This is a genomic window from Pseudomonas sp. B28(2017) (assembly GCF_002113025.1).
Classification (GTDB): domain Bacteria; phylum Pseudomonadota; class Gammaproteobacteria; order Pseudomonadales; family Pseudomonadaceae; genus Aquipseudomonas.
In genome coordinates this window covers 334,348-357,970 of the sequence record NZ_NEJH01000003.1, presented here as the reverse complement: position 1 = coordinate 357,970, position 23,623 = coordinate 334,348, and the positions used below count along the sequence as shown (strand labels likewise).

25 protein-coding genes, 1 other RNA gene and 2 pseudogenes are annotated in these 23,623 nt (G+C 60.5%); 12 read left to right on the top strand and 16 right to left on the bottom strand.

Going from position 1 to position 23,623, the window contains the following annotated elements; genetic code table 11:
* Positions 1-34: 34 nt before the first annotated feature.
* The 8 genes and pseudogenes from gcvT to CAF65_RS10885 form a co-directional block, all read right to left on the bottom strand.
* The gene (gene gcvT, locus CAF65_RS10920; RefSeq protein WP_085716284.1) at positions 35-1,117 is read right to left on the bottom strand and encodes a glycine cleavage system aminomethyltransferase GcvT; all 1,083 of its coding nucleotides are present in this window, start codon (positions 1,115-1,117) and stop codon (positions 35-37) included.
* 154 nt (positions 1,118-1,271) lie between these two features.
* A complete protein-coding gene (locus CAF65_RS10915; protein ID WP_085716283.1) occupies positions 1,272-2,888 on the bottom strand; it encodes an iron ABC transporter permease in 1,617 nt (538 codons plus the stop codon).
* Positions 2,889-3,016: 128 nt separating this feature from the next.
* On the bottom strand, positions 3,017-4,021 hold the full coding sequence (locus CAF65_RS10910; RefSeq protein WP_085716282.1) for an extracellular solute-binding protein: 1,005 nt from the start codon (positions 4,019-4,021) through the stop codon (positions 3,017-3,019).
* A 176-nt stretch (positions 4,022-4,197) separates the two neighbouring features.
* Positions 4,198-5,415, bottom strand: a complete 1,218-nt coding sequence (locus CAF65_RS10905; RefSeq protein WP_178076687.1) for a 2-octaprenyl-3-methyl-6-methoxy-1,4-benzoquinol hydroxylase — start codon at positions 5,413-5,415, stop codon at positions 4,198-4,200.
* Between the two features lie 9 nt (positions 5,416-5,424).
* Positions 5,425-5,535: pseudogene (locus CAF65_RS28705) on the bottom strand (tetrameric acyl-CoA thioesterase); the annotation flags it as partial.
* 38 nt (positions 5,536-5,573) lie between these two features.
* Complete coding sequence (gene ubiH / locus CAF65_RS10895) at positions 5,574-6,761, bottom strand: 2-octaprenyl-6-methoxyphenyl hydroxylase (RefSeq protein WP_085716280.1); 1,188 nt, start codon at positions 6,759-6,761, stop codon at positions 5,574-5,576.
* Positions 6,758-8,092, bottom strand: coding sequence for a Xaa-Pro aminopeptidase (pepP, locus tag CAF65_RS10890; protein WP_085716279.1), 1,335 nt, complete (start codon positions 8,090-8,092; stop codon positions 6,758-6,760). Before pepP ends, ubiH begins: the two co-directional genes overlap by 4 nt.
* A 26-nt stretch (positions 8,093-8,118) precedes the next feature.
* Positions 8,119-8,676: a YecA family protein gene (locus CAF65_RS10885; protein ID WP_085716278.1), complete on the bottom strand. Its 558-nt coding sequence runs from the start codon at positions 8,674-8,676 to the stop codon at positions 8,119-8,121.
* 34 nt (positions 8,677-8,710) lie between these two features.
* On the opposite strand from CAF65_RS10885, the pseudogene CAF65_RS28700 reads away from it, so the two are divergent.
* The 5 genes and pseudogenes from CAF65_RS28700 to CAF65_RS10860 all read left to right on the top strand — a co-directional run.
* Positions 8,711-8,845, top strand: a pseudogene (locus CAF65_RS28700) (outer membrane lipoprotein carrier protein LolA); the annotation flags it as partial.
* Between the two features lie 25 nt (positions 8,846-8,870).
* Complete coding sequence (locus tag CAF65_RS10875) at positions 8,871-9,080, top strand: TIGR02449 family protein (protein ID WP_007982902.1); 210 nt, start codon at positions 8,871-8,873, stop codon at positions 9,078-9,080.
* On the top strand, positions 9,077-9,394 hold the full coding sequence (locus CAF65_RS10870) for a cell division protein ZapA (protein WP_015097304.1): 318 nt from the start codon (positions 9,077-9,079) through the stop codon (positions 9,392-9,394). The genes CAF65_RS10875 and CAF65_RS10870 overlap by 4 nt, the downstream gene beginning before the upstream one ends.
* A 30-nt stretch (positions 9,395-9,424) precedes the next feature.
* Positions 9,425-9,603, top strand: a non-coding RNA gene (gene ssrS / locus CAF65_RS10865) — 6S RNA.
* Positions 9,604-9,689: 86 nt separating this feature from the next.
* Entirely contained in the window at positions 9,690-10,295 is a 606-nt protein-coding gene (locus CAF65_RS10860) for a 5-formyltetrahydrofolate cyclo-ligase (RefSeq protein ID WP_008015434.1), read from the top strand.
* A 35-nt stretch (positions 10,296-10,330) separates the two neighbouring features.
* On the opposite strand, the gene CAF65_RS28455 is transcribed toward CAF65_RS10860, so the two are convergent.
* Positions 10,331-10,486 carry a hypothetical protein gene (locus tag CAF65_RS28455; protein WP_178076680.1) on the bottom strand — a complete coding sequence of 52 codons (156 nt, stop codon included), beginning with the start codon at positions 10,484-10,486 and terminating at the stop codon, positions 10,331-10,333.
* A 195-nt stretch (positions 10,487-10,681) separates the two neighbouring features.
* On the opposite strand from CAF65_RS28455, the gene CAF65_RS10855 reads away from it, so the two are divergent.
* A complete protein-coding gene (locus CAF65_RS10855) occupies positions 10,682-11,134 on the top strand; it encodes an EVE domain-containing protein (RefSeq protein WP_085716276.1) in 453 nt (150 codons plus the stop codon).
* Between the two features lie 142 nt (positions 11,135-11,276).
* Here CAF65_RS10855 and CAF65_RS10850 read toward each other — a convergent pair whose 3' ends face one another.
* Positions 11,277-11,684: a flagellar basal body-associated protein FliL gene (locus CAF65_RS10850; RefSeq protein WP_085716275.1), complete on the bottom strand. Its 408-nt coding sequence runs from the start codon at positions 11,682-11,684 to the stop codon at positions 11,277-11,279.
* Between the two features lie 150 nt (positions 11,685-11,834).
* Between CAF65_RS10850 and CAF65_RS10845 the strand changes: the two genes are divergently transcribed.
* Positions 11,835-12,812, top strand: a complete 978-nt coding sequence (locus CAF65_RS10845; protein ID WP_085716274.1) for an NADPH:quinone oxidoreductase family protein — start codon at positions 11,835-11,837, stop codon at positions 12,810-12,812.
* A gap of 203 nt (positions 12,813-13,015) precedes the next feature.
* Positions 13,016-14,365, top strand: coding sequence for a glycerol-3-phosphate transporter (glpT, locus tag CAF65_RS10840; protein ID WP_085716273.1), 1,350 nt, complete (start codon positions 13,016-13,018; stop codon positions 14,363-14,365).
* Here the strand turns inward: glpT and CAF65_RS10835 are convergent.
* The 6 genes from CAF65_RS10835 to CAF65_RS10810 form a co-directional block, all read right to left on the bottom strand.
* On the bottom strand, positions 14,341-15,009 hold the full coding sequence (locus CAF65_RS10835) for a gamma-glutamylcyclotransferase (protein ID WP_085716272.1): 669 nt from the start codon (positions 15,007-15,009) through the stop codon (positions 14,341-14,343). The two genes, glpT and CAF65_RS10835, sit on opposite strands and share 25 nt — an antisense overlap.
* Before the next feature lie 243 nt (positions 15,010-15,252).
* Entirely contained in the window at positions 15,253-16,221 is a 969-nt protein-coding gene (locus CAF65_RS10830; RefSeq protein WP_085716271.1) for a CDP-6-deoxy-delta-3,4-glucoseen reductase, read from the bottom strand.
* A complete protein-coding gene (gene ubiD, locus CAF65_RS10825; protein ID WP_085716270.1) occupies positions 16,221-17,687 on the bottom strand; it encodes a 4-hydroxy-3-polyprenylbenzoate decarboxylase in 1,467 nt (488 codons plus the stop codon). The genes CAF65_RS10830 and ubiD overlap by 1 nt, the downstream gene beginning before the upstream one ends.
* A gap of 141 nt (positions 17,688-17,828) precedes the next feature.
* Entirely contained in the window at positions 17,829-19,088 is a 1,260-nt protein-coding gene (gene rho / locus CAF65_RS10820; protein WP_003206716.1) for a transcription termination factor Rho, read from the bottom strand.
* 248 nt (positions 19,089-19,336) lie between these two features.
* Entirely contained in the window at positions 19,337-19,666 is a 330-nt protein-coding gene (gene trxA / locus CAF65_RS10815; RefSeq protein ID WP_003206727.1) for a thioredoxin TrxA, read from the bottom strand.
* Positions 19,667-19,787: 121 nt separating this feature from the next.
* Positions 19,788-20,495 (bottom strand): FadR/GntR family transcriptional regulator, encoded by a 708-nt coding sequence (locus CAF65_RS10810; RefSeq protein ID WP_085716269.1) that lies wholly within the window; start codon positions 20,493-20,495, stop codon positions 19,788-19,790.
* Between the two features lie 256 nt (positions 20,496-20,751).
* On the opposite strand from CAF65_RS10810, the gene CAF65_RS10805 reads away from it, so the two are divergent.
* The 4 genes from CAF65_RS10805 to CAF65_RS10790 are packed head-to-tail and all read left to right on the top strand — an operon-like array spanning position 20,752 to position 23,599.
* The gene (locus tag CAF65_RS10805) at positions 20,752-21,537 is read left to right on the top strand and encodes a transporter substrate-binding domain-containing protein (RefSeq protein ID WP_085716268.1); all 786 of its coding nucleotides are present in this window, start codon (positions 20,752-20,754) and stop codon (positions 21,535-21,537) included.
* A gap of 22 nt (positions 21,538-21,559) precedes the next feature.
* Positions 21,560-22,228 carry an amino acid ABC transporter permease gene (locus tag CAF65_RS10800; protein WP_085716267.1) on the top strand — a complete coding sequence of 223 codons (669 nt, stop codon included), beginning with the start codon at positions 21,560-21,562 and terminating at the stop codon, positions 22,226-22,228.
* Complete coding sequence (locus CAF65_RS10795; RefSeq protein WP_085716266.1) at positions 22,225-22,875, top strand: amino acid ABC transporter permease; 651 nt, start codon at positions 22,225-22,227, stop codon at positions 22,873-22,875. The genes CAF65_RS10800 and CAF65_RS10795 overlap by 4 nt, the downstream gene beginning before the upstream one ends.
* Complete coding sequence (locus tag CAF65_RS10790) at positions 22,862-23,599, top strand: amino acid ABC transporter ATP-binding protein (RefSeq protein ID WP_085716265.1); 738 nt, start codon at positions 22,862-22,864, stop codon at positions 23,597-23,599. The genes CAF65_RS10795 and CAF65_RS10790 overlap by 14 nt, the downstream gene beginning before the upstream one ends.
* Positions 23,600-23,623: the final 24 nt, after the last annotated feature.

Here is a 23,623-nt window from a genome sequence, read left to right as displayed (position 1 = left end):
GAAATAGGTCAGCGGTCGTGCCCGCCGGAATAGATTAGATCAAGGTTTTGCCGTGACGGACGAAGGTCGGTTTGACCACTCGTACCGGGTACCACTTGCCACGGATTTCCACTTCAGCGCGGTCGGCAGTTGCCATCGGCACGCGCGCCAGTGCAATCGACTTGCTAAGCGTAGGAGAGAAACTACCACTGGTGATCTCCCCTTCGCCAACATCGGCGATGCGGACCACCTGATGAGCGCGCAAAACACCGCGCTCCTCAAGGACCAGACCGACCAGTTTTTGCTGTACACCGGCAGCCTGCTCGGCTTCCAGCGCCTTGCGCCCGATGAACTGCCGGGTGGCAGGTTCCCAGGCAATGGTCCAGGCCATATTGGAGGCCAAAGGTGAGATATCCTGCTGGATGTCCTGACCGTAAAGGTTCATGCCGGCTTCGACCCGCAATGTATCCCGCGCGCCAAGGCCGATGGGAGAAATCCCGGCGCCGACCAGATCGTTGAAAAATCCTGGCGTCTGATCGGCGGGCAGAATGATTTCCAGGCCGTCTTCGCCGGTATAACCGGTGCGCGCAATGAACCAGTCACCATCGGACAGGCCTTCGAAGGGCTTGAGGAGCTGGATCAGGTTACCGCGGGGCTGGCTGACCAGCTCGGCAATTTTTTGCCGGGCGTGGGGACCCTGAATGGCCAGCATCGCCAACTCGGAACGTTCGCGAAGTTGCACGTCGAAACCGTCGAGATGCGCTTGCATCCAGGCCATGTCCTGATCGCGGGTGGAGGCATTGACCACCAGGCGATAACCCTCATCGAGACGATAGACGATCATGTCGTCGACGATGCCGCCACGCTCGTTGAGCATGGTGCTGTACAACGCACGGCCGGGGCTGTGCAGGCGTTCGACATCATTGGCCAGCAAATGCTGAAGCCAGGCTTTGGCCTGGGCGCCGCCGACGTCGATTACGGTCATGTGGGATACATCGAAAACACCGCAATCGCGGCGCACCTGGTGGTGTTCCTCGACCTGCGATCCATAATGCAGAGGCATGTCCCAACCGCCAAAATCGACCATCTTCGCGCCGAATGCGAGATGAAGGTCATACAGAGGCGTACGCTGTCCCATGGGTTTCTCCTTCCGGGCGTGGCGAAGGTGCGGGCAAGTGCTGCACGGACTGAATGCCTTGAAAAAGGGCCTTCAGCCGATTTCAGCTACCTGGTCTGTCAGACGGACCGCACCGAATGCCGCGCATTGTAGCCGCAAGGTGTAGGACTGACACCTAGCTGTTTCGATGTGCTGAGCGCCGGATCAATCCGATGACCGGTAAAAGGCCGACCAGCACCAACGTCAAGGCCGGCAAAGATGCCCTCGCCCATTCTCCTTCGCTGGTCATTTCAAAGATCCGCACCGCCAGCGTGTCCCAGCCAAACGGGCGCATCAGCAGGGTCGCGGGCATTTCCTTGAGCACGTCGACGAACACCAGCAGCCCAGCGCTCAAGGTGCCGGGCAACAACAACGGTAGATACACTTTGAAAAACAGTCGCGGCCCACTGACGCCAAGGCTACGTGCCGCTTCGGGCAAAGATGGCCGTATACGCGCCAGGCTGCTTTCCAGTGGCCCGTAGGCCACCGCAATGAAGCGCACCAGATAGGCCAGCAACAACGCTGACAGACTGCCCAGCAGCAGCGGCTTGCCCGCGCCACCGAGCCAGTTCGAGAGCGGGATCACCAGCTCGCGATCCAGGTAACTGAACGCCAGCATGATCGACACCGCCAGCACCGAACCCGGCAACGCGTAACCCAGATTGGCCAGACTGACCCCGGAACGAATGACCCGGGTGGGCGCCAGTCGCCTGGCAAACGCCAGTAACAGGGCGACGCTGACGGTGATCAACGCCGCCATCGCCCCCAGGTACAAGGTATGGACGATCAACCCGGCGTAGCGCTCGTCGAGATCGAAGCGCCCACGCTGCCAGAACCACACCATCAGTTGCAGCATTGGAATGACAAAGGCGCAGGCAAATACCAGCCCGCACCATGTCATGGCTGCCAGCGCCTTGACGCCTCGCAGGTGATACAGCGCCTTGACCCGTGGTCGCTCGTTGCCCGCCCGGTTGGCCCCGCGAGCACGCCGTTCGCCGTACAGCACGAGCATCACCACCAGCAGTAACAGGCTGGCCAGCTGCGCGGCGGAAGACAGGCTGAAAAAGCCGTACCAGGTTTTGTAGATGGCCGTGGTGAAGGTATCGAAGTTGAACACCGACACTGCGCCGAAATCCGCCAGGGTTTCCATCAGCGCCAAGGCCACGCCCGCACCGATGGCCGGCCGCGCCATGGGCAATGCGACCCGCCAGAACGCGTGCCAGGGCGATTGGCCAAGAACCCGCGCGGCTTCCATCAGGCCCTTGCCCTGGGCGAGGAAAGCCGTGCGGGCCAGCAGATATACATAGGGATAGAAAACCAGCACCAGCACCACAATCACACCGCCCGTGGAGCGCACGCGCGGCAGCCGCAGACCACTACCGAGCCACTCGCGCAGCAGGGTTTGCACGGGCCCGGCGAAATCCAGCAGGCCGACAAACACGAACGCGAGCACATAGGCTGGAATCGCAAAGGGCAGCATCAATGCCCAGTCCAGCCAGCGTCTGCCTGGGAATTCACAGAGACTGGTCAGCCAGGCGAGGCTGACGCCCAGCAGGGTGACACCCGCACCGACACCGAGCACCAGCGTCAGTGTGTTGCCCAGCAGGCGCGGCATCTGCGTGTCCCACAGGTGGGACCAGATTTGAACGTCAATGGTTTGCCAGGAAAGCAGCAGGACGCTCAGGGGCAACAGGACCAGCGCAGCGATAGCGAAGACGACTGGATACCAGCGGCGTTGGGCGGGATGGGCCACAGGCTTGGTTCTCTACTATCTAATGGATGAGTTCGACGCTGCAGGAGCGAGCTTGCTCCTACAGCGTCAGAGGCGCGCAATGCAAAAACAAACGCCCCGCATAGGCGGGGCGCAGCATAACGGCTGACTCAGTTCCAGCCAGCCTTGTCCATCATGCGAATCGCTTCAGCCTGGCGCTTGCCCGCCACTTCCACCGGCAAGGTATCGGCAATGAACTTGCCCCAGGCCGCCACTTCTTCGGATGGATGAACGGCAGGGTTCGCCGGGAACTCCTGGTTCACGTCGGCAAAGATTTTCTGCGCTTCAGGCGTAGTCATCCACTCCACCAGGGCCTTGGCCGCTTCCGGATGCGGCGCGTGTTGCGTCAGGCCGATACCCGACAGGTTCACGTGTACGCCACGATCAGCCTGGTTCGGCCAGAACAGCTTCACCGGCAGGTCTGGCTTCTGCTTGTGCAGGCGCCCGTAGTAGTAGGTATTGACGATACCGACGTCGCACTGGCCAGCATTGATCGCTTCCAGCACCGCGGTGTCGTCGGAGAACACGTCGGTGGACAGGTTCTTGACCCAGCCCTTGAGGATTTCCTCGGTCTTACCGGCACCGTGCACTTCGATCATGGTCGCGGTCAGGGACTGGTTATAGACCTTCTTCGCCGTGCGCAGGCACAGGCGGCCTTCCCATTGCTTGTCGGCCAGCGCTTCGTAGGTGGTCAATTCACCCGGTTTCACCCGATCGGTGGAGTAGGCGATGGTCCGCGCCCGCAGGCTCAGGCCGGTCCAGGCATGGGAGGCTGCCCGGTATTGCCGCGGAATGTTGGCGTCGATGGTTTTCGAGGTGAACGGCTGGAGGATGCCCATCTGCTCGGCTTGCCAGAGGTTCCCGGCATCGACGGTAAGCAGCAGGTCGGCCGGCGTATTCGCGCCCTCGGCCTTGAGCCGCTGCATCAGGGGCGCTTCCTTGTCGGTGATGAACTTCACCTTCACGCCGGTCTTGGCGGTGTAGGCATCGAATACCGGCTTGATCAGCTCGTCGATTCGCGAGGAATAGACCACCACCTCATCAGCGGCCTGGGCGGCGGTGCTACCGATCAGGGTCAAGGCCAGTGCAGTCAGTAGACGCTTCGGTGCCAACATGGGAGCGGTCCCTCGATTGAAAAATGAGGCCAAATGATAAGGACTCACATTTAGCTTCTCAATCGAACCCGCTTGCGGAGGAGTTACCGGATGTTGCACAAGCTGGAATATTGGGTGGCTGAACTGCCGCCATCGCGAGCTTGCTCGCGATGGGGCCTTTAACCTCAACAAAAATCTCAGGCCTTGGCCAGCGCCGGCAAATCCCCGGTCAGCCCCAGCGCTTCACGCACGAACAAGGCCTTGGCTTCCGGCATTTTCTCAACCATTTTCAACCCGGTATTGCGCAACCAGCGCACCGGCAACGGATCGGCCTGGAACAAGCGCTCGAAGCCTTCCATCGCCGCCATCAGTGCCAGGTTGTGAGGCATGCGCCGACGCTCGTAACGGCTGAGGACTTTCACATCCGCCAGGCGTTCGCCACGGTTTGCCGCTTGCAGCAACACTTCGGCCAGCACGGCGGCATCGAGGAATCCGAGATTCACCCCCTGCCCGGCCAACGGGTGAATGGTGTGGGCCGCGTCGCCGATCAACGCCAGGCCTTCAGCCACATAACGCTTGGCATGCCGCTGGCGCAGGGGCACACACAGGCGCGGGTCGGCGCCCAGTACTTCGCCGAGCCGACCTTCAAAGGCCCGCTCCAGCGCCTTGCAGAAACCTTGTTCATCCATCGCCATCAGACGTTCGGCTTCGCCGGGCGTGGTCGACCAGACAATCGAACACCAATCCTGCTGGCCGTCGCGCTCAAGGGGCAGAAACGCCAACGGGCCGGTGTCGGTAAAACGCTGCCAGGCCGTCATTTGATGCGGCTTGGCGCAACGCACGCTGGTGACGATGGCATGGTGCAGATAATCCCATTCGCGGGTCGCAACCCCGGTCAGGCGCCGCACCGCCGAGTTGGCGCCATCCGCCGCGATCACCAGCGGTGCGCGCAAGGTGCGGCCATCGGCCAGGGTCAGCAGCCAGTCATCGCCGGAGCGGCGCATCTGTTCCAGCCGTGCATTGGCCAGCAACCCCAGGTCGCAGTCGTGCAGGCGGTCAAGCAAGGCATCCTGGACCACGCGGTTCTCGACGATATGCCCCAACACCTCGGCATGCACGCTGGCCGCCGAGAAGTGGATCTGCCCGGTGCCGCTGCCATCCCAGACCTGCATGTCGGTGTAGGGGCTGCTGCGCCGCCCGGCGATGCCATCCCAGACACCAAGGCGTTCGAGAATCCGCTGGCTGGCGGCCGACAAGGCGCTCACCCGCGGTTCAAACGCGGCCTGAGTGTCGAAGGGTTTGACACTCATGGGGCTGCCGTCCAGCAACAGGACTTCCAGCCCGCTGTCCTGCAACGCCAGCGCCAGGGCGCTGCCGACCATTCCAGCCCCGACAATCAGCAGATCTGCACGCATTTCCATGCTTTAAGCCTGTCTCTCTAGCGGCTTGAGCCGCACGTAAAGGGGTTTCCCGACCTGCGCCACCAGGTGGCCGGCGCCGTCATGAATGTCGACCTGCAATTGCGCCAGGTATTTTTATCAGTCGTGCCTTGCCAAAACGGCGGATCAGCCAGTCATGCATCTGGACGGGTACCCAGCCCCATCGCCTGTCGGGCAAACCAGCGTTTGGCCGGTGGCAGCAGATCGAGGCCGAGCAAGCCGATGTTGCGCCCCAGGGACACCAGCGGCTGGGTGCTGCCGAACAGGCGCGTGACCTGATCAGAGAAGCCCACGGTGAGATTCTGATCGAGACGCTGGCGTTCGCGATAGGCTTGCAACGTGGCGAAGTCGCCCAATGGTTTTTCGCTGGCGAGCAAGGCATCGGCCAGGGCCTGAGCATCGCGCAGGGACAGGTTGAACCCCTGGCCGGCAATCGGATGCAGGCTGTGCGCCGCGTTGCCGAGTACCGCCAGATGCGGACGCACCTGTTCTTCGGCCTCGACCAGTGTCAGCGGATACAGATGCCGCGCACCGACCTGCTTCAATGTGCCAAGGCGATAACCGAACACACCCTGCAGTTCGCTGAGGAAGCTGCGCTCATCGAGTGCCGCCAGGCGTTGCGCGTCCATGCCCAGGCGGGTCCAGACCAGTGCACAGCGGTTTTCCGGCAGCGGCAGCAATGCCATCGGGCCTTCGTCGGTGAAACGCTCGAAAGCCATGCCGTTGTGGGCTTCGCTCGAGGTAATGTTGGCGATCAGCGCGCTCTGGTTGTACGGACGTTTGCGGATGCCGATCCCCAATTGTTCGCGCAGGCCGGAGCGGCCACCATCGGCGAGCACCGCGAGGTCGCATTCCAGGGTGGTTTCATCGTTGAGGGTCAGGCGATAGCCATCGGTCAGCGGCTCCATGCGGGTGACCTCCGCCGGACAACGCCAACTGATCACATCCTTGTCCAGGCCTTGCCACAGGCATTGGCCGAGCCAGGCGTTTTCAACGACATAACCCAGCGCTGGAACGCCCTCTTCCATCGCCGACAACCGGGCGGTGGAGAAACGCCCACGGTCAGACACATGAATCTGCTTGATCGGTTCGGCACGGCGCGAGACTTCCTGCCAGATGCCCAACCGCTGATAGATTTGCCGCGAGCCGAAGGACAATGCCGAAGAACGGGCGTCGTAACTCGGTTGATACGTATCGCCAGGGGCGAACGGCTCGATCAGCACGATCTTCCAGCCCCGGGCCTTGGCGCCGGCCTGCAGTGCAAGTGCCAGGCTTGCACCAACCAGCCCGCCACCGATGATTGCCAGGTTGACTCGACTCATGCCGCTTGTGTCCGCGCTTGCGCCATCAGGGCCTCGATTTCGGTGACGGTTTTCGGCACGCCGCCCGTCAATACTTCACAGCCGGTTTTGGTGACCACTACGTCGTCCTCGATGCGCACGCCAATGCCGCGCCATTTCTTCGCCACGCTCTGGTTGTCCGGGGCGATATAGATCCCCGGCTCCACGGTCAGCGCCATGCCGACCTCCAGCACGCGCCACTCGCCGCCGACCTTGTATTCGCCGACATCATGCACATCCATGCCCAGCCAATGGCCGGCGCGGTGCATGTAGAACGCCTTGTAGGCTTCACCGGCGATCAGTTCGTCGACGTCGCCCTGCAGCAGCCCCAGCTTGACCAGCCCGGCCGTGATGACCCGGACCGTGGCCTCGTGCGCCTGATTCCAGTGTTTGTTCGGGGCGATTTCGGCAAAGGCGGCCTCCTGGGAGGCCAGCACCAATTCGTAAATCGCTTTCTGTTCCGCTGAATACTTGCCACTGACCGGAAAGGTCCGGGTGATGTCGCTGGCGTAACAGTCGATCTCGCATCCGGCATCGATCAGCACCAGGTCACCGTCCTTGAGCACCGCGTCATTCTGCTGGTAATGCAGGATGCAGCTGTTGCGCCCCGCCGCGACGATCGAGCCGTAGGCCGGCATCTTCGCCCCGCCCTTGCGGAACTCGTAATCGAGCTCGGCTTCCAGGCTGAATTCGTGCAGCCCGGCGCGACAGGCCTGCATCGCCCGCACGTGCGCCTGGGCGGAAATCCGCGCCGCCTCACGCATCACTTTCACTTCCGCCGCCGATTTATACAGGCGCATGTCGTGCAGCAGATGATCCAGGGCAACGAATTCGTTCGGCGGCTGGGCACCGAGGTTGGCCTTGGAACGGATCACGTTGATCCACTCCATCAGGTGGCGGTCGAATTCGGGGTTGCTGCCCATGGCCGAGTACACCCGGTCACGGCCTTCGATAAGGCCCGGCAGGATGTCGTCGATATCCGTGATCGGAAAGGCGTCGTCGGCGCCGAAATCGCGAATCGCGCCTTCCTGCCCGGCGCGCAGGCCATCCCACAGCTCGCGCTCGGCGTTGCGCTCACGGCAGAACAGGATGTATTCGCCATGCACACGCCCCGGCATCAACACCAGTACGGCCTGGGGTTCGGGAAAACCGCTGAGGTACTGGAAGTCGCTGTCCTGGCGGTAAACGTGCTCGACGTCACGGTTGCGAATGGCCACGGCGGCGGCGGGCAGGATGGCGATGCTGTTGGGTTCCATCTGCGCCATCAGGGCCTTGCGGCGACGGCTGTATTCCGATTTCGGGATGTGGATCATGGGCAGATGGCGTTCCCTGGCTTTGATTAGTGCAACGACGGTTTGGCAGCCGGCGCGTCCGGCTTTCTGGTTTCAGAGAACAGCAGCAGCGGTGCGACGCGCAGGTATTCCATGACTTCCATATAGTCGTTTTCCCCGTCGTCGGACTCTTCCAGGGCGTCTTGCACCTGGGAAATGGCGGCCAGGTCCTGCAATACTTCTGTGGCCTCGGTGCTCAGCATGCTGCTGTCACGGCAGTTCAGGCCGAAACCGCTGAGGAAACCCTGGCACCATTGGCCCAGTGCGGCAGCACGCTCGGTGAGCGGAGCATCGTCGGTCGGCAGCAGCAGCACGACGGTCACGTCATCGCCGGTGAGCTCGCCCTTGACCATTTCCTGCAGGCCGATCAGGGCGCTGCGAACGTTGTCCTGCGGCTCGCTTTCGAGCAGTTCGGCGGCGTCGATCAGCCAGCCTTCGGCATCGAAACCGGCACCGGCGCAGCTGCGGCCGAACAGCAGGCCGTGCAGTTCGGCAGGCGAGACGTTGTAACCACTGGAAGTCAGCAGGGTGGCGAAGGCTTGGTACGGGGAATTCTGAATGGGCATGGGCAGCTAGGCGCCAGACGGCGCTATGTCTAGAATGAAGGCCTTGTATCCTACATCGACTACCCCTGTAGGAGCGAGCACGCTCGCGATGGTCGCCAACGATAACGCTGGGTACCTGATACCCCGCGGCGCTCTCAGGTTCATCGCGAGCAAGCTCGCTCCTACAGTCCGCCCCCCATCAGACAGTGAAGACAATGGAAGATACCGACCTGCAAGCGCTGATGGCCAGACTCGAACTGCTGATTACCCGAGTCGAGCAACTTAAGAGTCAAAACGGACTCTTACTAGCTCAGGAAAAGACCTGGCGCGAGGAACGCGCGCACCTCATTGAAAAAAACGAAATCGCCCGGCGTAAGGTCGAATCGATGATTTCGCGCCTCAAGGCCCTGGAGCAAGACTCATGAGTTCAAGCAATAGCGTCACCGTGCAGATCCTCGACAAAGAGTATTCGATCATCTGCCCTCAGGAAGAGCGCAGCAACCTGATCAGCGCCGCCCGTTATCTGGACGGCAAGATGCGCGAAATCCGCAGCAGCGGCAAAGTCATCGGCGCCGACCGTATCGCCGTGATGGCTGCGCTGAACATCACCCACGATCTGTTGCACAAGGAAGATCGCCCGGATGTACAGGTCAGCGGATCGACTCGTGAGCAGGTTCGCGATCTGCTCGATCGCGTCGATCTGGTGCTTGCCACCGATCCGGACGTCACCAAAGGCTGATTCGCGCGACGGCTTGAGGTATACTCGAATCACTCCCTGGGGTGCTTGCCAGTTGGCGATGTCCCTGAGCCGATTTGCTATACCCTGGAGGTTGCACGTTGGGCTGGTGTGCATGTCCGCTAGACGGAAAGCCTTAAAGCCTACTGCATCTTCCACCTTGAACTTTCGGGTTCAAGGGCTAAGTCGACAGCGACACATTCGGGGAGCCTGATTCCAGTCCGATGCCGGTTTAAATACCGGCATCGGCGTTTTTACGGGTACGCTTTGCATATCCGTCCTGCCGAAGCCCGAATCCATGACCGAACCTGCGCTGCTTCCCCGCCCGCAACTTCGACGCATGCTGCGCAACGCCCGCCGCGCACTGACGCCGAGCCAGCAGCGCCAGGCCGCTCGCGGGCTGTACAAGCAACTGGCCCAGCAACCGCTGTTCCGCCGCGCCAGACACATCTCGCTCTATCTTCCGACCGACGGTGAAATTGATCCGCGCCTGTTGCTGCGTGCCGCACAGCGCCGGGGCAAGGCCACCTACCTGCCGGTGCTGAGTGCCTGGCCGCGAACCAAAATGGTGTTCCAGCGCATCCGGCCCGGAGAAAAACTCAAACCCAACCGCTTTCGCATCCTCGAACCACGGGCCAACCTCGCCCGGCAGCGCAGAATCTGGGCGCTGGACCTGGTGCTGTTGCCATTGGTGGGTTTTGACGATGTCGGCGGACGCCTGGGGATGGGGGGTGGCTTCTACGATCGGAGCCTGGCCTACCTGGCGCGACGGCAAGACTGGCGCAAGCCTACGCTGTTGGGGCTTGCCCATGAATGTCAGAAGGTGGAGCGATTGGCTCAGGCGAGCTGGGATGTGCCGCTGCAAGGAACGGTGACAGACAAGGCCTGGTATTACGCAGGGTAGGCACCACTTCGATCAGTGGCGCCATGGCAACAGGATCAGCGCTTGAAGGCTGTCGACTGTTGCTGCAATTGGGCGAGCTCGACCGGCACATCGGTCTTGTTGGCCCACAGGCTTTGGGCATAGCCGGTGGTCACGACGCCAAGGCCAAACAAAATGACCAAAATCCATAGTAAATCCGGTTTGCGTTTCATCGATTGCCCCCCAAAGGCATATCAACACGATGACAGCAGCGGTTTCCGTTTGCAGGCCGTGCAGCAGCGTCAAGCTTGAAAGGCCGGCATTTTGCGACAACGTGAACCGCTGCGCAAATGCTGACGTCAACCGACTGTCGGTTTGTCATAAAATCGCCGACAAGCTGCTCAATCACCACGCAAGGAGCAAAAGACATGGCCTATTGGCTGATGAAGTCCGAGCCTGACGAACTCTCGATCAAAGGGCTGGAAAAGCTCGGCAAAGCGCGCTGGGACGGGGTTCGCAACTATCAGGCACGCAATTTCCTGCGGGCCATGGCGGTGGGGGACGAGTTCTTTTTCTATCATTCCAGCTGCCCCGAGCCGGGCATCGCCGGGATCGGCAGGATTGTCGAAGCCGCCTATCCGGACCCGACGGCACTGGAGCCGGAAAGCCATTATTTCGACCCGAAGGCCACCCCGGAGAAAAACGCCTGGAGCGCGATCGATGTCGCGCATGTCGAGACGTTTGCCCGAGTGCTGAAGCTGGATTATCTGAAGCAACAGACGGCGCTGGCCGAGTTGCCGTTGGTGCAGAAAGGTTCGCGGCTTTCGGTGATGCCGGTAACGCAAGAGCAGTGGGCGGCGGTGATCGCGCTCAAGCCTTAGGTTTCTCGGCGCCTGCCAGAATGCATTCGCGAGCAGGCTCGCTCCCACAGGGTTTTGCGGTGAACACCAGGTTGTGTTTCAACATAAATCCACTGTGGGAGCGAGCCTGCTCGCGATGAGGCCCGCAAGAGCAGCGAAAGCCTTACTGAATGATCAGGTTGTTGAACAACAGATCCTCAACCACCGGTTTCCCGGTTTCATCATTCATCACCTGCTGAGTCTGTTTCAGCGCCTCCTGACGCAGCTTCTCTTTTGCCTCGACGTTGTTCATCGTCTCGGTGGTCTGCTGGGCGAACAGCGCGACCAATTGATTGCGGATCAGAGGTTCATTGGCCTTCACTGCCTTGGCAGCCTCGTCACCGGTCACCCGCAACGCCACATCGGCCTTGTAGACCTTCAGTTTCGGCGTGCCGTCCAGCCCGTAGTTACCCACGAACGGCGGGCTCAGGGTGATGTAACTGACTTTCGGAGCTGTATCCTCTTTAGTTTCTTCGGCCACCGCTGCCACAGGCAGAGACAGGGCCAGCAACAACATGATCCACGCTTTCACAATTCGCTCCTTATCCGGTTTGCGGCCTAGCATAACGACCCGTCGCACAAGCACAAGCTTATGGCTGACTATCAGGGCCGGGCATGCTCGTTGACCCATCGACCCACACACCTACACTTATCGGCCATCACTCCCAAAGGAATAGCCCTGATGAAAGCCGTGCTGTGCAAAGCCTTCGGCCCTGCCGAATCGCTGGTGCTGGAAGACGTCGCCAGTCCTGTCGCGAAGAAGAATGAAATCCTGCTGGATGTGCACGCCGCCGGAGTCAATTTCCCCGACACGTTGATCATCGAGGGCAAATACCAGTTCAAGCCGCCCTTCCCGTTCTCTCCGGGTGGCGAAGCGTCAGGCGTGGTCAGCGCCGTGGGTGAAAAAGTCAGCCACTTGAAAGTCGGTGACCGGGTCATGGCCCTGACTGGCTGGGGCAGCTTTGCCGAACAGGTCGCCGTACCGGGCTACAACGTGTTGCCGATCCCGCCGTCCATGGACTTCAACACCGCCGCCGCCTTCAGCATGACCTACGGTACCTCGATGCACGCCCTCAAGCAGCGCGGCAACCTGCAACCGGGCGAAACCCTGCTGGTGCTTGGTGCCTCCGGCGGTGTCGGCCTGGCCGCGGTGGAAATCGGCAAAGCCATGGGCGCCCGGGTGATTGCCGCGGCCAGCAGTGCGGAAAAGCTCGCCGTGGCCAAGGCCGCCGGCGCCGATGAACTGATCAACTACAGCGAAAACAGCCTCAAGGACGAAATCAAGCGCCTGACCGACGGCCAAGGTGCCGACGTGATCTACGACCCGGTGGGCGGCGACCTGTTCGACCAGGCCATCCGCGCCATCGCCTGGAATGGCCGCCTGCTGGTGGTCGGCTTCGCCAGCGGGCGTATTCCCGAACTGCCAGTGAACCTCGCGCTACTCAAGGGTGCCGCAGTACTCGGGGTGTTCTGGGGCTCCTTCGCCCAGCGCCAGCCACAGGATAATGCCGCGAACTTCCAGCAATTGTTCGGCTGGTTTGCCGAAGGCAAATTGAAGCCACTGGTGTCGCAGGTCTATCCGCTGGGCAATGCGGCGCAAGCGATCAATGATCTTGGCCAGCGCAAGGCCGTCGGGAAGGTTGTTGTGCAAGTTCGCTGATTATTTTCTAGCCAGGTCGCAGCCCTGCGACCTGGCTCCGTCATCCCCATACCGACCCTCATTTATAACTGAGCGACATGTTCATAAAGGAACATGCAATCTCCAACATTTCCGCTGCTTGCCAATGAGAACGGGTGCTATTTTCGGTAACGAAACTGTAATATTCGCATCCGCAGTCAAAACAAGAAATCTGGAGCTCTTGAATGTTTGCTTTCTTTCGTCCTGCCGCACATCAGGCTCCATTGCCTGAAGAAAAAATAGACAGCACCTACCGACGCCTGCGCTGGCAGATCTTCGCCGGTATCTTCTTTGGCTACGCGGGTTACTACCTGCTGCGCAAGAACTTCTCCCTGGCCATGCCGTACCTGATCGATGAGGGCTACTCCCGTGGCCAGCTGGGCCTGGCGATGTCCGCCATTGCGATTGCCTACGGCCTGTCGAAGTTTCTGATGGGCCTGGTGTCCGACCGCTCCAACCCGCGTTTCTTCCTGCCGTTCGGCCTGCTGGTTTCGGCTGGGGTGATGTTCATTTTCGGTTTCGCGCCTTGGGCGACGTCCAGCGTGACCATGATGTTCATTCTGCTGTTCATCAACGGCTGGGCTCAGGGTATGGGTTGGCCACCGAGCGGCCGGACCATGGTGCACTGGTGGTCGCAGAAGGAACGCGGCGGCGTGGTGTCCGTGTGGAACGTGGCGCACAACGTCGGCGGCGGCCTGATCGGCCCGCTGTTCCTGATCGGCATGGGCCTGTTCAATGACTGGCACGCCGCGTTCTACGTGCCGGCAGCCGTGGCGCTGGCGGTAGCGGTGTTTGCCTTTGTGACCATGCGCGACACCCCGCAATCGGTTGGCCTGCCGCCGATCGAGCAATACAAGAACGACTACCCGGAAGGCTACGACGCCAGCCACGAAGAGGAATTCAGCGCCAAGGAAATCTTCGTCAAATATGTGCTGCGCAACAAAATGCTCTGGTACATCGCCTTGGCCAACGTGTTTGTCTATCTGCTGCGCTACGGCGTGCTGGACTGGGCACCGACCTACCTCAAGGAAGCCAAGGGTTTCACCGTAGACAAAACATCCTGGGCGTATTTCTTCTACGAGTGGGCAGGTATCCCGGGCACGCTGCTGTGCGGCTGGATGTCGGACAAGATCTTCCGTGGCAACCGCGGCCTGACCGGCATGGTGTTCATGGCGCTGGTGACTGTGGCGACGCTGGTTTACTGGCTCAACCCGGCCGGCAATCCGATGGTCGACATGATCGCGTTGCTTTCGATTGGCTTCCTGATCTACGGCCCGGTCATGCTGATCGGCCTGCAGGCGCTGGAACTGGCTCCGAAGAAAGCTGCGGGTACGGCAGCGGGCTTTACCGGTCTGTTCGGTTACCTGGGTGGTTCGGTCGCGGCCAGTGCCGCCATGGGCTACACCGTGGACCATTTCGGTTGGGACGGCGGCTTCGTGCTGCTGGTCGGCGCCTGCCTGCTGGCAATGGCCTTCCTGGCCCCGACGCTGCGGCACAAACAAATCGCCAGTCAGGGCCGCGCAGCGCTCGCTTGATCGGCCTTTGATTTACAGCGCTTGAGCCGCGCCTCCAGATTCCGGTCTGGCATGGCGTGGCTGCGCAGGGCCTGGGCGGTTTGCTCGACATAATCGCGAGTGGTGCCGTAGCGCCCGCAAGCGTTTTCGAACACGTGGCTCAGCACATGATCCGGCAGGTTGCCGGCATAGCTGGGCAAGTGTCGCTCCAGCACAAAGCCCAAGGCCTGTACCTGGCTGCCATCTTCGAGACGGCAGTTAAGCCAGTGTGGGCGGTAGGACGGAAATGGCATCTCGCGCTGCCAAAGTGCGTACAGCGATGCTTCGAGTTGCTCTTCGGGCAAGCGATAGGCGAAACCGCTGCAAGAACCGCCGCGATCCAGGCCAAACACCAGGCCGGGCATTTCCGGCGTGCCGCGATGTTCGTGGGACCACAGGTACAACCCGCGATGGTAGCCATGCACCCGGCCACGAACCCGTTCAACCGCTGTGCATTCAGGCCGCCAGATCAGCGACCCGTAGGCAAACAGCCACACCGGCCCACCCTTATGGCGGGCCATGGTCGATTGCATCGAGCTGAGCAATTGTTCGTGAGTGAGCTGCGGCCCCAGATCGAGCCGTGGAGGGTAAGCCAGATTCAAAAAAGCAGATTCGATGGCGCTCATGGCGAATAGCGTTCAGCTCCCCGCGGGTAAACAGTTACTAAATAGAACGCACTGCAGAAACAATAAGGCACATATGTTTTCAAGTAATTTAAGTGCCTTGGCGCAGCTCTTAATTAATCACTTGAACGAGATATAACCTACCGACATTTATAAATTTTTATAAATACCGATGGGCTATATAGAGAGTTATAAACCTAAAATCCTGTAGGAGCGAGCTCGCTCCTACAGTATGGAGGGGCAGGATCAGGATCTAGGTGCGTAGGCAAATACGTCGGCGCGCATCTGGTGAGCGTCCATTCCCGCTTCCACCAGCGCATCCAGTGTGCCGTAGACCATGGCCGGAGAACCACTGGCGTACACGTGCAACGGCTTGAGATCAGGGAAATCCTCACACACCGCTTCATGCAACATGCCGCAACGTCCCTTCCAGCCGCATTGATCGCTGACGACCTTGTGCAGGAACAGGTTGGACAATTTCAGCCATTCGTCCCAATGCTCGACTTGATAAAAGTCTTCTGGACGACGCACGCCCCAATACAGGTGCACCGGATGCTTGAAACCCGAAGCCCGGCAATGTTCGATCAGGCCGTGGATCTGTCCCATGCCGGTGCCGGCGGCGATCAGCACGAGCGGACCGTCCGGCAACTCTGCCAGGTGGGTATCGCCAAACGGCAACTCGACCCGCACCATGCTATTGCGCTGAAGCTGTTCGATCAGGCTCAGCGCACTGGCTTCGCGAGCCAGTACATGGATTTCCAGGTCTCGCCCCGCATGCGGTGCCGAGGCGAGGGAGAAAGCCGACTTTTCGCCGCTCTCGCGTTCGATCATCAGATACTGACCAGCGTGGTAGCGCGGCGGTTTGCCGGCAGGAGCCCGCAGACGCACGCGCCAGGTGTCGCCGCCCACGTCCCTGCACTCAATGACCTGACACGACAAGCTGCGCACCGGCAGTTCTCCCAGCGCGAGCACGCCATCCCACAGCACGATGCAGTCTTCCAGCGGCTCCGCTATGCAAGTGTAGAACTCGCCATGGTCGCGCACATCGCCAGCCTGCTCGACCCGTCCTTCCACCAGCAGCGCCGCGCAGACGTGGCAATTGCCGTTGCGGCAACTTTGCGGGCATTCGTAGCCCAATCGTCGCGCGCCATCGAGAATCCGCTCGCCGGGCAATATCTCAAGCACTGCTCCGGAGGGCTGCAAGGTTACACGCATCAATCTATTCCTAACTGATTCCAGATGGCATCGATCCGCTGGGTCACGGCATCGTCCTTGACGATGACCCGGCCCCACTCGCGGGTAGTTTCGCCCGGCCATTTATGTGTGGCATCGAGGCCCATTTTCGAACCCAGGCCGGACACCGGCGAAGCGAAGTCCAGGTAGTCGATCGGCGTGTTGTCGATCATCACCGTATCGCGCTTGGGGTCCATGCGCGTGGTGATGGCCCAGATCACGTCGTTCCAGTCCCGGGCGTTGATATCGTCGTCGGTGACGATAACGAACTTGGTGTACATGAACTGTCGCAAAAACGACCAGACACCGAGCATTACCCGCTTGGCATGACCGGGATACGACTTTTTCATGGTCACGACGGCCATGCGGTACGAGCAACCTTCGGGCGGCAGATAGAAATCGGTGATCTCCGGGAACTGCTTCTGCAGGATCGGCACGAACACTTCGTTCAATGCCACGCCAAGGATCGCCGGCTCATCCGGTGGACGACCGGTGTAGGTGCTGTGATAGATCGGTTTGATCCGGTGGGTGATGCGCTCGACGGTGAATACCGGGAAGCTGTCGACCTCGTTGTAGTAACCGGTGTGGTCGCCGTACGGGCCTTCATCGGCCATCTCGCCCGGATGGATCACGCCTTCGAGGATGATTTCAGCGGTGGCCGGTACTTGCAGGTCGTTGCCGCGGCACTTCACCAGCTCAGTGCGGTTACCGCGCAACAGGCCGGCGAAGGCGTATTCGGAAAGGCTGTCGGGCACCGGGGTCACGGCACCGAGGATGGTCGCCGGGTCTGCACCCAACGCGACCGATACCGGGAACGGCTGGCCGGGATGCTTCTCGCACCACTCGCGAAAATCCAGTGCGCCGCCACGGTGGCTCAGCCAGCGCATGATCACCTTGTTGCGGCCGATCACTTGCTGACGATAGATGCCAAGGTTCTGGCGATCCTTGTTCGGACCTTTGGTGACGGTCAGACCCCAGGTGATCAGAGGGCCGACATCGCCCGGCCAGCAGGTCTGCACCGGCAACATGGCCAGGTCGACGTCGTCGCCTTCGATGACCACTTCCTGGCACACCGCGTCCTTGACGACTTTCGGCGCCATCGAAATGATCTTGCGGAAGATCGGCAGCTTGGACCAGGCATCCTTCAGGCCTTTCGGCGGCTCGGGTTCCTTGAGGAACGCCAGCAGCTTGCCGATCTCGCGCAGCTCGCTGACCGCTTCGGCGCCCATGCCCAGCGCGACGCGCTCGGGGGTGCCGAACAGATTGCCGAGCACGGGAATGTCATAACCGGTAGGTTTTTCGAAAAGCAGGGCCGGGCCTTTGGCGCGCAAGGTGCGGTCGCAGACTTCGGTCATTTCGAGCACTGGGGACACCGGAATCTGGATGCGCTTGAGTTCGCCGCGCTGTTCCAGACCGCTGATAAAGTCGCGCAAGTCGCGATACTGCATGCGTGAGCCTCGTGTTGGCCGTGGCGTTCGGGGGCTGGCAGTTTAGCGCCGAAGCCCTCCATTCAGAACCACGAACTGGCATTTGATCAAAAATCAGATAGCAAAAAGCCGGGTTTCCCCGGCTTCTTGTACCTGCTCGACTTACTTGCGTTTCATCGACAGGAAGAACTCATCGTTGGTCTTGGTCGTTTTCAACTTGTCGACCAGGAACTCGATGGCAGCGACTTCATCCATCGGGTGCAGCAGCTTGCGCAGGATCCACATGCGCTGCAGCTCGTCGTCGGCAGTCAGCAACTCTTCGCGGCGGGTGCCGGAACGGTTGATATTGATGGCCGGGAAGACGCGCTTTTCAGCGATACGGCGATCCAGCGGCAGTTCCATGTTACCGGTGCCCTTGAATTCCTCGTAGATCACTTCGTCCATCTTCGAGCCGGTTTCAACCAGCGCGGTGGCGATGATGGTCAGCGAGCCACCTTCTTCGATGTTCCGCGCGGCGCCGAAGAAACGCTTCGGCTTCTCCAGGGCGTGGGCATCGACACCACCGGTCAGCACCTTGCCGGAGCTCGGGATTACGGTGTTGTAGGCGCGAGCCAGACGGGTGATGGAGTCGAGCAGGATCACCACGTCTTTCTTGTGCTCGACCAGGCGCTTGGCCTTCTCGATCACCATTTCGGCAACCTGCACGTGACGGGTTGGCGGCTCGTCGAACGTCGAGGCAACCACTTCGCCGCGCACGGTGCGCTGCATTTCGGTTACTTCTTCCGGACGTTCGTCGATCAGCAGCACGATCAGATGAACTTCAGGGTTGTTACGCGCGATGTTCGCGGCGATGTTCTGCAGCATGATCGTCTTGCCCGCTTTCGGCGGTGCAACGATCAGACCGCGCTGGCCTTTACCGATCGGGGCGCACAGGTCGATGACACGACCGGTCAAATCTTCGGTGGAACCGTTACCGGCTTCCATCTTCATGCGCACGGTCGGGAACAGCGGGGTCAGGTTCTCGAAGAGAATCTTGTTTTTCGCGTTTTCCGGACGGTCGAAGTTGATCGTGTCGACCTTGAGCAGCGCGAAATAACGCTCGCCTTCCTTTGGAGGGCGGATCTTGCCAACGATGGTGTCACCGGTGCGCAAGTTGAAACGACGGATCTGGCTCGGCGAGACGTAGATATCGTCCGGGCCGGCTAGATAGGAAGCGTCAGCGGAGCGCAGGAAGCCGAAGCCGTCCTGGAGAATCTCCAGCACGCCATCACCGGAGATTTCCTCACCGCTTTTCGCGTGCTTCTTGAGCAGGGAGAAAATCACGTCCTGCTTGCGCGAACGGGCCATATTTTCTATGCCCATCTGTTCGGCCAATTCGAGCAGTTCGGTAATCGGCTTTTGCTTGAGTTCAGTCAGATTCATATAGGAATGACGTAATCATTTATGGAGGGGGGAAATTAAGCTTTTGGCTTAATGAGGCCGCGCCGCGGAGAAGGCGACAGGATCGCGTACTTATTCGAAAAGGAGTGCGTCGGCGACGGCTAGCAGGGGGCAATGGAGAAACCAGTGCGGGGCCGAATGTACCACCTGAGTATCAGGAGCGTCTAGCCCTGAATACGCAAAAAGCCCCGCTATTTGCGGGGCTTTTTTCAGGACACTTACAGCGACGCTTAGATGTTGGCGTCGAGGAAAGCAGCCAGTTGCGACTTCGACAGTGCGCCGACCTTGGTCGCTTCAACGTTGCCATTCTTGAACAGCATCAGGGTCGGGATACCGCGCACGCCATGCTTGGCCGGGGTTTCCTGGTTTTCGTCGATGTTCAGCTTGGCAACGGTCAGCTTGCCTTTGTAAGTCTCGGCAATTTCGTCCAGGACAGGAGCGATCATTTTGCAAGGGCCGCACCACTCAGCCCAGTAATCGACCAGTACAGCGCCTTCAGCCTTGAGTACGTCGGCCTCGAAGCTAGCGTCGCTAACGTGTTTGATAAGATCGCTGCTCATGGAATTCTCCAGGGTTGTAAGCAAAAAAACGTGGCCCATCATAGCCGCCCTTCCCTCGTTCAGGAAGGTGCAGTTGATTGAGTCTCGCTATGGCTTTCCATGAGTTTGGGTATAGCCCGGGTCACACCGGGGCGGGAGCGACGAAGGCGATTCCGGTGCGCAACGCCGCGTTGCGCACATGCTCTTGCATGGCCTTTTGCGCAGCGCCAGAGGCTCGGCGAGCCAGTGCGCGAAGAATCTTGCGGTGTTCCTGCCAGGTTTCCATGGCCCGTTCGGCCCGGATGAACGGTAGTTTCTGGCTTTCCAGGAAGATATCGGCGCTGGCGGTGAGGATACTCAGCATTGCCTGATTGCCGCTGGCCAGCAGGATGCGCCGGTGGAATTCGAAGTCCAGGCGCGCCGCCGCTTCGAAATCAGCAGCTTTCAGTTCGTTGCGCATGGCGGCGACATTGTCCTCCAGCGCATCGAGTTCATCGGTGCTCAAGGTCACGGCCGCCAGCCCCGCGGCAAACCCCTCCAGCGCATAACGCAACTGGAAGATATCCAGCGGCGAAGCCTGCGCCGCGAACGGCCAGCCCGGCGCCGCCTCGCCTCGCGGCAGTTCCACCGGCGCCTGCACGAACACACCTTTGCCCGGCTGGATGCTGATGACGCCCAGCGCACTCAGGGATGACAACGCCTCGCGCAAAGAAGCCCGGCTTACGCCCAGTTGCAGCGCCAGGTCCCGTTGCGAGGGCAAGGCATCCCCCGGCCCGAAGCCCTGCTCGGTTATCAGTTTGCGAATGGCTTGCAGCGCCACTTCGGGTACGGCGCGGGAGATCGAATTCATGGTTTTCCAGACGAACCAGGCCAAAGTGCGCCCAGTTGTAAAGCTATTCGCGATCCCCGGCAAGTCGTGCCCCATGGGGGTTCGACAGTTTTCACGGATGCGCTATCGGGGTGCGAAAAACAACCTGACTGTTCAGACCAGTAAGACCGTTAAAGGCCAGCAAAACCGCGCTCTGGCGCCCCCAAAATCCTATCTTGGCATGGCCCGTGCTCTGTCGATCCGCAGAAATCACTTCTTGCCGATTCGGAGATTTGCCATGACCCAGCGTTACAGCGCCCTCCTCGCAGCCCTGTTTGCCAGCCTGATACTGAGCCAGGCACCCGCCCACGCCGACGGTCTGGAGGATGTGGTCAAGCGCGGCGTCCTCAAGGTTGCCGTGCCCCAGGACTTCCCGCCCTTCGGCTCGGTCGGCCCGGACATGAAGCCCCGCGGCCTCGATATCGACACCGCGAAACTGCTGGCCGACCAGCTCAAGGTCAAACTCGAACTGACGCCGGTCAACAGCACCAACCGCATCCCGTTCCTCACCACCGGCAAGGTCGACCTGGTGATTTCCAGCCTCGGCAAAAACCCGGAGCGCGAGAAGGTCATCGACTTCTCCCGTGCCTATGCACCGTTCTACCTCGCGGTGTTCGGTCCGCCAGACGCCGACATCAAGGGTCTGGACGATCTCAAGGGCAAAACCATCAGCGTCACCCGTGGCGCCATCGAAGACATCGAGCTGACCAAGGTCGCTCCCGAAGGCGTGACCATCAAGCGCTTCGAAGACAACAACTCGACCATCGCCGCGTACCTGGCCGGGCAAGTCGACCTGATCGCCAGCGGCAACGTAGTGATGGTCGCGATCAGCGAGAAGAACCCGAAACGCGTGCCGGCGCTGAAAGTGAAACTCAAGGATTCGCCTGTCTATGTGGGCGTGAACAAGAACGAGCCGCAGCTGCTCGACAAGGTCAACCAGATCCTCGTGACCGCCAGGAGCGACGGCGCGCTGGAAAAGAACTCCCTGACCTGGCTGAAAGAGCCGCTGCCGGCCGATCTCTGATTCGTCGCGCTGGAGACGTTTTATGGCCTATCAGTTCGATTTCTCGCCGGTGGTGCACAACACCGATCTATTGCTGCGCGGTGCGTTGTTCACTCTTGAGCTGACAGCCATCGGCGCTGTGCTCGGCATAAGTCTTGGCATCGTCGGAGCGCTGGTGAGGGCGTGGAACATCCGGCCTTTCGCGGGGATTTTCGCGGTCTACGTCGAGTTGATCCGCAACACGCCATTTCTGGTGCAGCTGTTTTTCATCTTCTTCGGCTTGCCGTCACTGGGGGTGCAGATCTCCGAATGGCAGGCAGCGGTGCTGTCGATGGTGATCAACCTCGGCGCTTATTCGACCGAGATCATCCGCGCCGGCATCCAGGCGATCCCCCGGGGTCAGCTGGAAGCCGCGGCGGCACTGGCGATGACGCGCTTCGAAGCATTCCGCCATGTCGTGCTGCTGCCGGCACTGGACAAAGTCTGGCCGGCCCTGAGCAGCCAGATCATCATCGTCATGCTCGGCTCGGCGGTGTGTTCGCAGATCGCCACCGAAGAGCTGAGTTTCGCTGCAAATTTCATTCAATCGCGCAACTTCCGCGCTTTTGAAACCTACGCCCTGACCACGCTGCTGTACCTGTGCATGGCGTTACTGATCCGCCAGTTCCTGAACTGGATCGGCCAGCAGTTCATCGCAAGGAGCGGCCGATGAGTGATTTCACCTTCTGGGACATCGTGCGCAACCTGCTCACCGGTCTGCAATGGACGCTGGCGCTGTCGTTGGTGGCATTCATTGGCGGCGGGCTGATCGGCTTGCTGATCATGGTCATGCGCATCTCGGATAAATCCCTGCTACGCAGCTTTGCGCGCACTTACATCGAACTGTTCCAGGGCACGCCGCTGCTGATGCAGCTGTTCCTGGTGTTTTTTGGTGTGGCGCTGGCCGGGTTGGAGATTTCGCCGTGGATGGCGGCGGCGATCGCGTTGACGCTGTTCACCAGTGCTTATTTGGCGGAGATCTGGCGCGGTTGCGTCGAATCGATCCCCAATGGCCAGTGGGAAGCCTCATCGAGCCTGGCGCTCAATCCGCTGGAGCAACTGCGCCATGTGATCCTGCCGCAGGCCTTGCGCATTGCCGTGGCGCCGACCGTGGGCTTCTCGGTGCAAGTGATCAAAGGCACCGCCGTGACCTCAATCATCGGTTTCACTGAGCTGACCAAGACCGGCGGCATGCTCGCCAATGCGACCTTCGAACCCTTCATGGTTTACGGCCTCGTCGCTCTCGGCTACTTCCTGCTCTGCTACCCCCTGTCCCTCAGTGCGCGCTATCTGGAAAGGAGACTGCATGCCTCTGCTTAGAATTTCCGCCCTGCATAAATACTACGGCGATCACCATGTGCTCAAAGGCATCGACCTGAGCGTCGAGAAAGGCCAGGTGGTGGCGATCATCGGCCGCAGCGGCTCGGGTAAATCGACCTTGCTGCGCACCCTCAACGGCCTGGAGTCGATCAACGACGGCGTGATCGAAGTCGACGGCGAATACCTGGACGCTGCCCGCGCCGACCTGCGCAGCCTGCGGCAGAAAGTCGGCATGGTGTTCCAGCAGTTCAACCTGTTCCCGCACCTCACCGTCGGTGAGAACGTCATGCTCGCACCGCAAGTGGTGCAAAAAGTGCCCAAGGCCAAGGCCACCGAACTGGCGCGGCAAATGCTGGAACGGGTCGGGCTGGGCGAAAAGTTCGATGCCTTTCCGGATCGACTGTCCGGCGGCCAGCAACAGCGGGTGGCGATTGCCCGCGCCCTGGCGATGTCGCCGAAAGTGTTGCTGTGCGATGAAATCACCTCGGCACTGGACCCGGAGTTGGTCAACGAAGTGCTGAGCGTGGTCCGGCAACTGGCCAAGGAAGGCATGACGCTGATCATGGTCACCCACGAAATGCGTTTCGCCCGGGAGGTTGGCGACAAACTGGTGTTCATGCACCAGGGCAAGGTGCATGAAGTGGGGGATCCGAAAGTGCTGTTTGCCAGGCCGCAGACCGCTGAGCTGGCGAATTTCATCGGGACCGTGGAGGCGACAGCCTGAAAGAGCTCAAGTGTCTGTGACACC

What these genes read in the sequence shown, in the direction of transcription:
- gcvT (WP_085716284.1), bottom strand. Translation starts at nt 1,117, where the DNA reads ATGGGACAGCGTACGCCTCTGTATGACCTTCATCTCGCATTCGGCGCG.
- CAF65_RS10910 (WP_085716282.1), bottom strand. Translation starts at nt 4,021, where the DNA reads ATGTTGGCACCGAAGCGTCTACTGACTGCACTGGCCTTGACCCTGATC.
- CAF65_RS10905 (WP_178076687.1), bottom strand. Translation starts at nt 5,415, where the DNA reads ATGCGTGCAGATCTGCTGATTGTCGGGGCTGGAATGGTCGGCAGCGCC.
- ubiH (WP_085716280.1), bottom strand. Translation starts at nt 6,761, where the DNA reads ATGAGTCGAGTCAACCTGGCAATCATCGGTGGCGGGCTGGTTGGTGCA.
- pepP (WP_085716279.1), bottom strand. Translation starts at nt 8,092, where the DNA reads ATGATCCACATCCCGAAATCGGAATACAGCCGTCGCCGCAAGGCCCTG.
- CAF65_RS10885 (WP_085716278.1), bottom strand. Translation starts at nt 8,676, where the DNA reads ATGCCCATTCAGAATTCCCCGTACCAAGCCTTCGCCACCCTGCTGACT.
- CAF65_RS10875 (WP_007982902.1), top strand. Translation starts at nt 8,871, where the DNA reads ATGGAAGATACCGACCTGCAAGCGCTGATGGCCAGACTCGAACTGCTG.
- CAF65_RS10870 (WP_015097304.1), top strand. Translation starts at nt 9,077, where the DNA reads ATGAGTTCAAGCAATAGCGTCACCGTGCAGATCCTCGACAAAGAGTAT.
- CAF65_RS10860 (WP_008015434.1), top strand. Translation starts at nt 9,690, where the DNA reads ATGACCGAACCTGCGCTGCTTCCCCGCCCGCAACTTCGACGCATGCTG.
- CAF65_RS28455 (WP_178076680.1), bottom strand. Translation starts at nt 10,486, where the DNA reads ATGAAACGCAAACCGGATTTACTATGGATTTTGGTCATTTTGTTTGGC.
- CAF65_RS10855 (WP_085716276.1), top strand. Translation starts at nt 10,682, where the DNA reads ATGGCCTATTGGCTGATGAAGTCCGAGCCTGACGAACTCTCGATCAAA.
- CAF65_RS10845 (WP_085716274.1), top strand. Translation starts at nt 11,835, where the DNA reads ATGAAAGCCGTGCTGTGCAAAGCCTTCGGCCCTGCCGAATCGCTGGTG.
- glpT (WP_085716273.1), top strand. Translation starts at nt 13,016, where the DNA reads ATGTTTGCTTTCTTTCGTCCTGCCGCACATCAGGCTCCATTGCCTGAA.
- CAF65_RS10835 (WP_085716272.1), bottom strand. Translation starts at nt 15,009, where the DNA reads ATGAGCGCCATCGAATCTGCTTTTTTGAATCTGGCTTACCCTCCACGG.
- CAF65_RS10830 (WP_085716271.1), bottom strand. Translation starts at nt 16,221, where the DNA reads ATGCGTGTAACCTTGCAGCCCTCCGGAGCAGTGCTTGAGATATTGCCC.
- ubiD (WP_085716270.1), bottom strand. Translation starts at nt 17,687, where the DNA reads ATGCAGTATCGCGACTTGCGCGACTTTATCAGCGGTCTGGAACAGCGC.
- rho (WP_003206716.1), bottom strand. Translation starts at nt 19,088, where the DNA reads ATGAATCTGACTGAACTCAAGCAAAAGCCGATTACCGAACTGCTCGAA.
- trxA (WP_003206727.1), bottom strand. Translation starts at nt 19,666, where the DNA reads ATGAGCAGCGATCTTATCAAACACGTTAGCGACGCTAGCTTCGAGGCC.
- CAF65_RS10810 (WP_085716269.1), bottom strand. Translation starts at nt 20,495, where the DNA reads ATGAATTCGATCTCCCGCGCCGTACCCGAAGTGGCGCTGCAAGCCATT.
- CAF65_RS10805 (WP_085716268.1), top strand. Translation starts at nt 20,752, where the DNA reads ATGACCCAGCGTTACAGCGCCCTCCTCGCAGCCCTGTTTGCCAGCCTG.
- CAF65_RS10800 (WP_085716267.1), top strand. Translation starts at nt 21,560, where the DNA reads ATGGCCTATCAGTTCGATTTCTCGCCGGTGGTGCACAACACCGATCTA.
- CAF65_RS10795 (WP_085716266.1), top strand. Translation starts at nt 22,225, where the DNA reads ATGAGTGATTTCACCTTCTGGGACATCGTGCGCAACCTGCTCACCGGT.
- CAF65_RS10790 (WP_085716265.1), top strand. Translation starts at nt 22,862, where the DNA reads ATGCCTCTGCTTAGAATTTCCGCCCTGCATAAATACTACGGCGATCAC.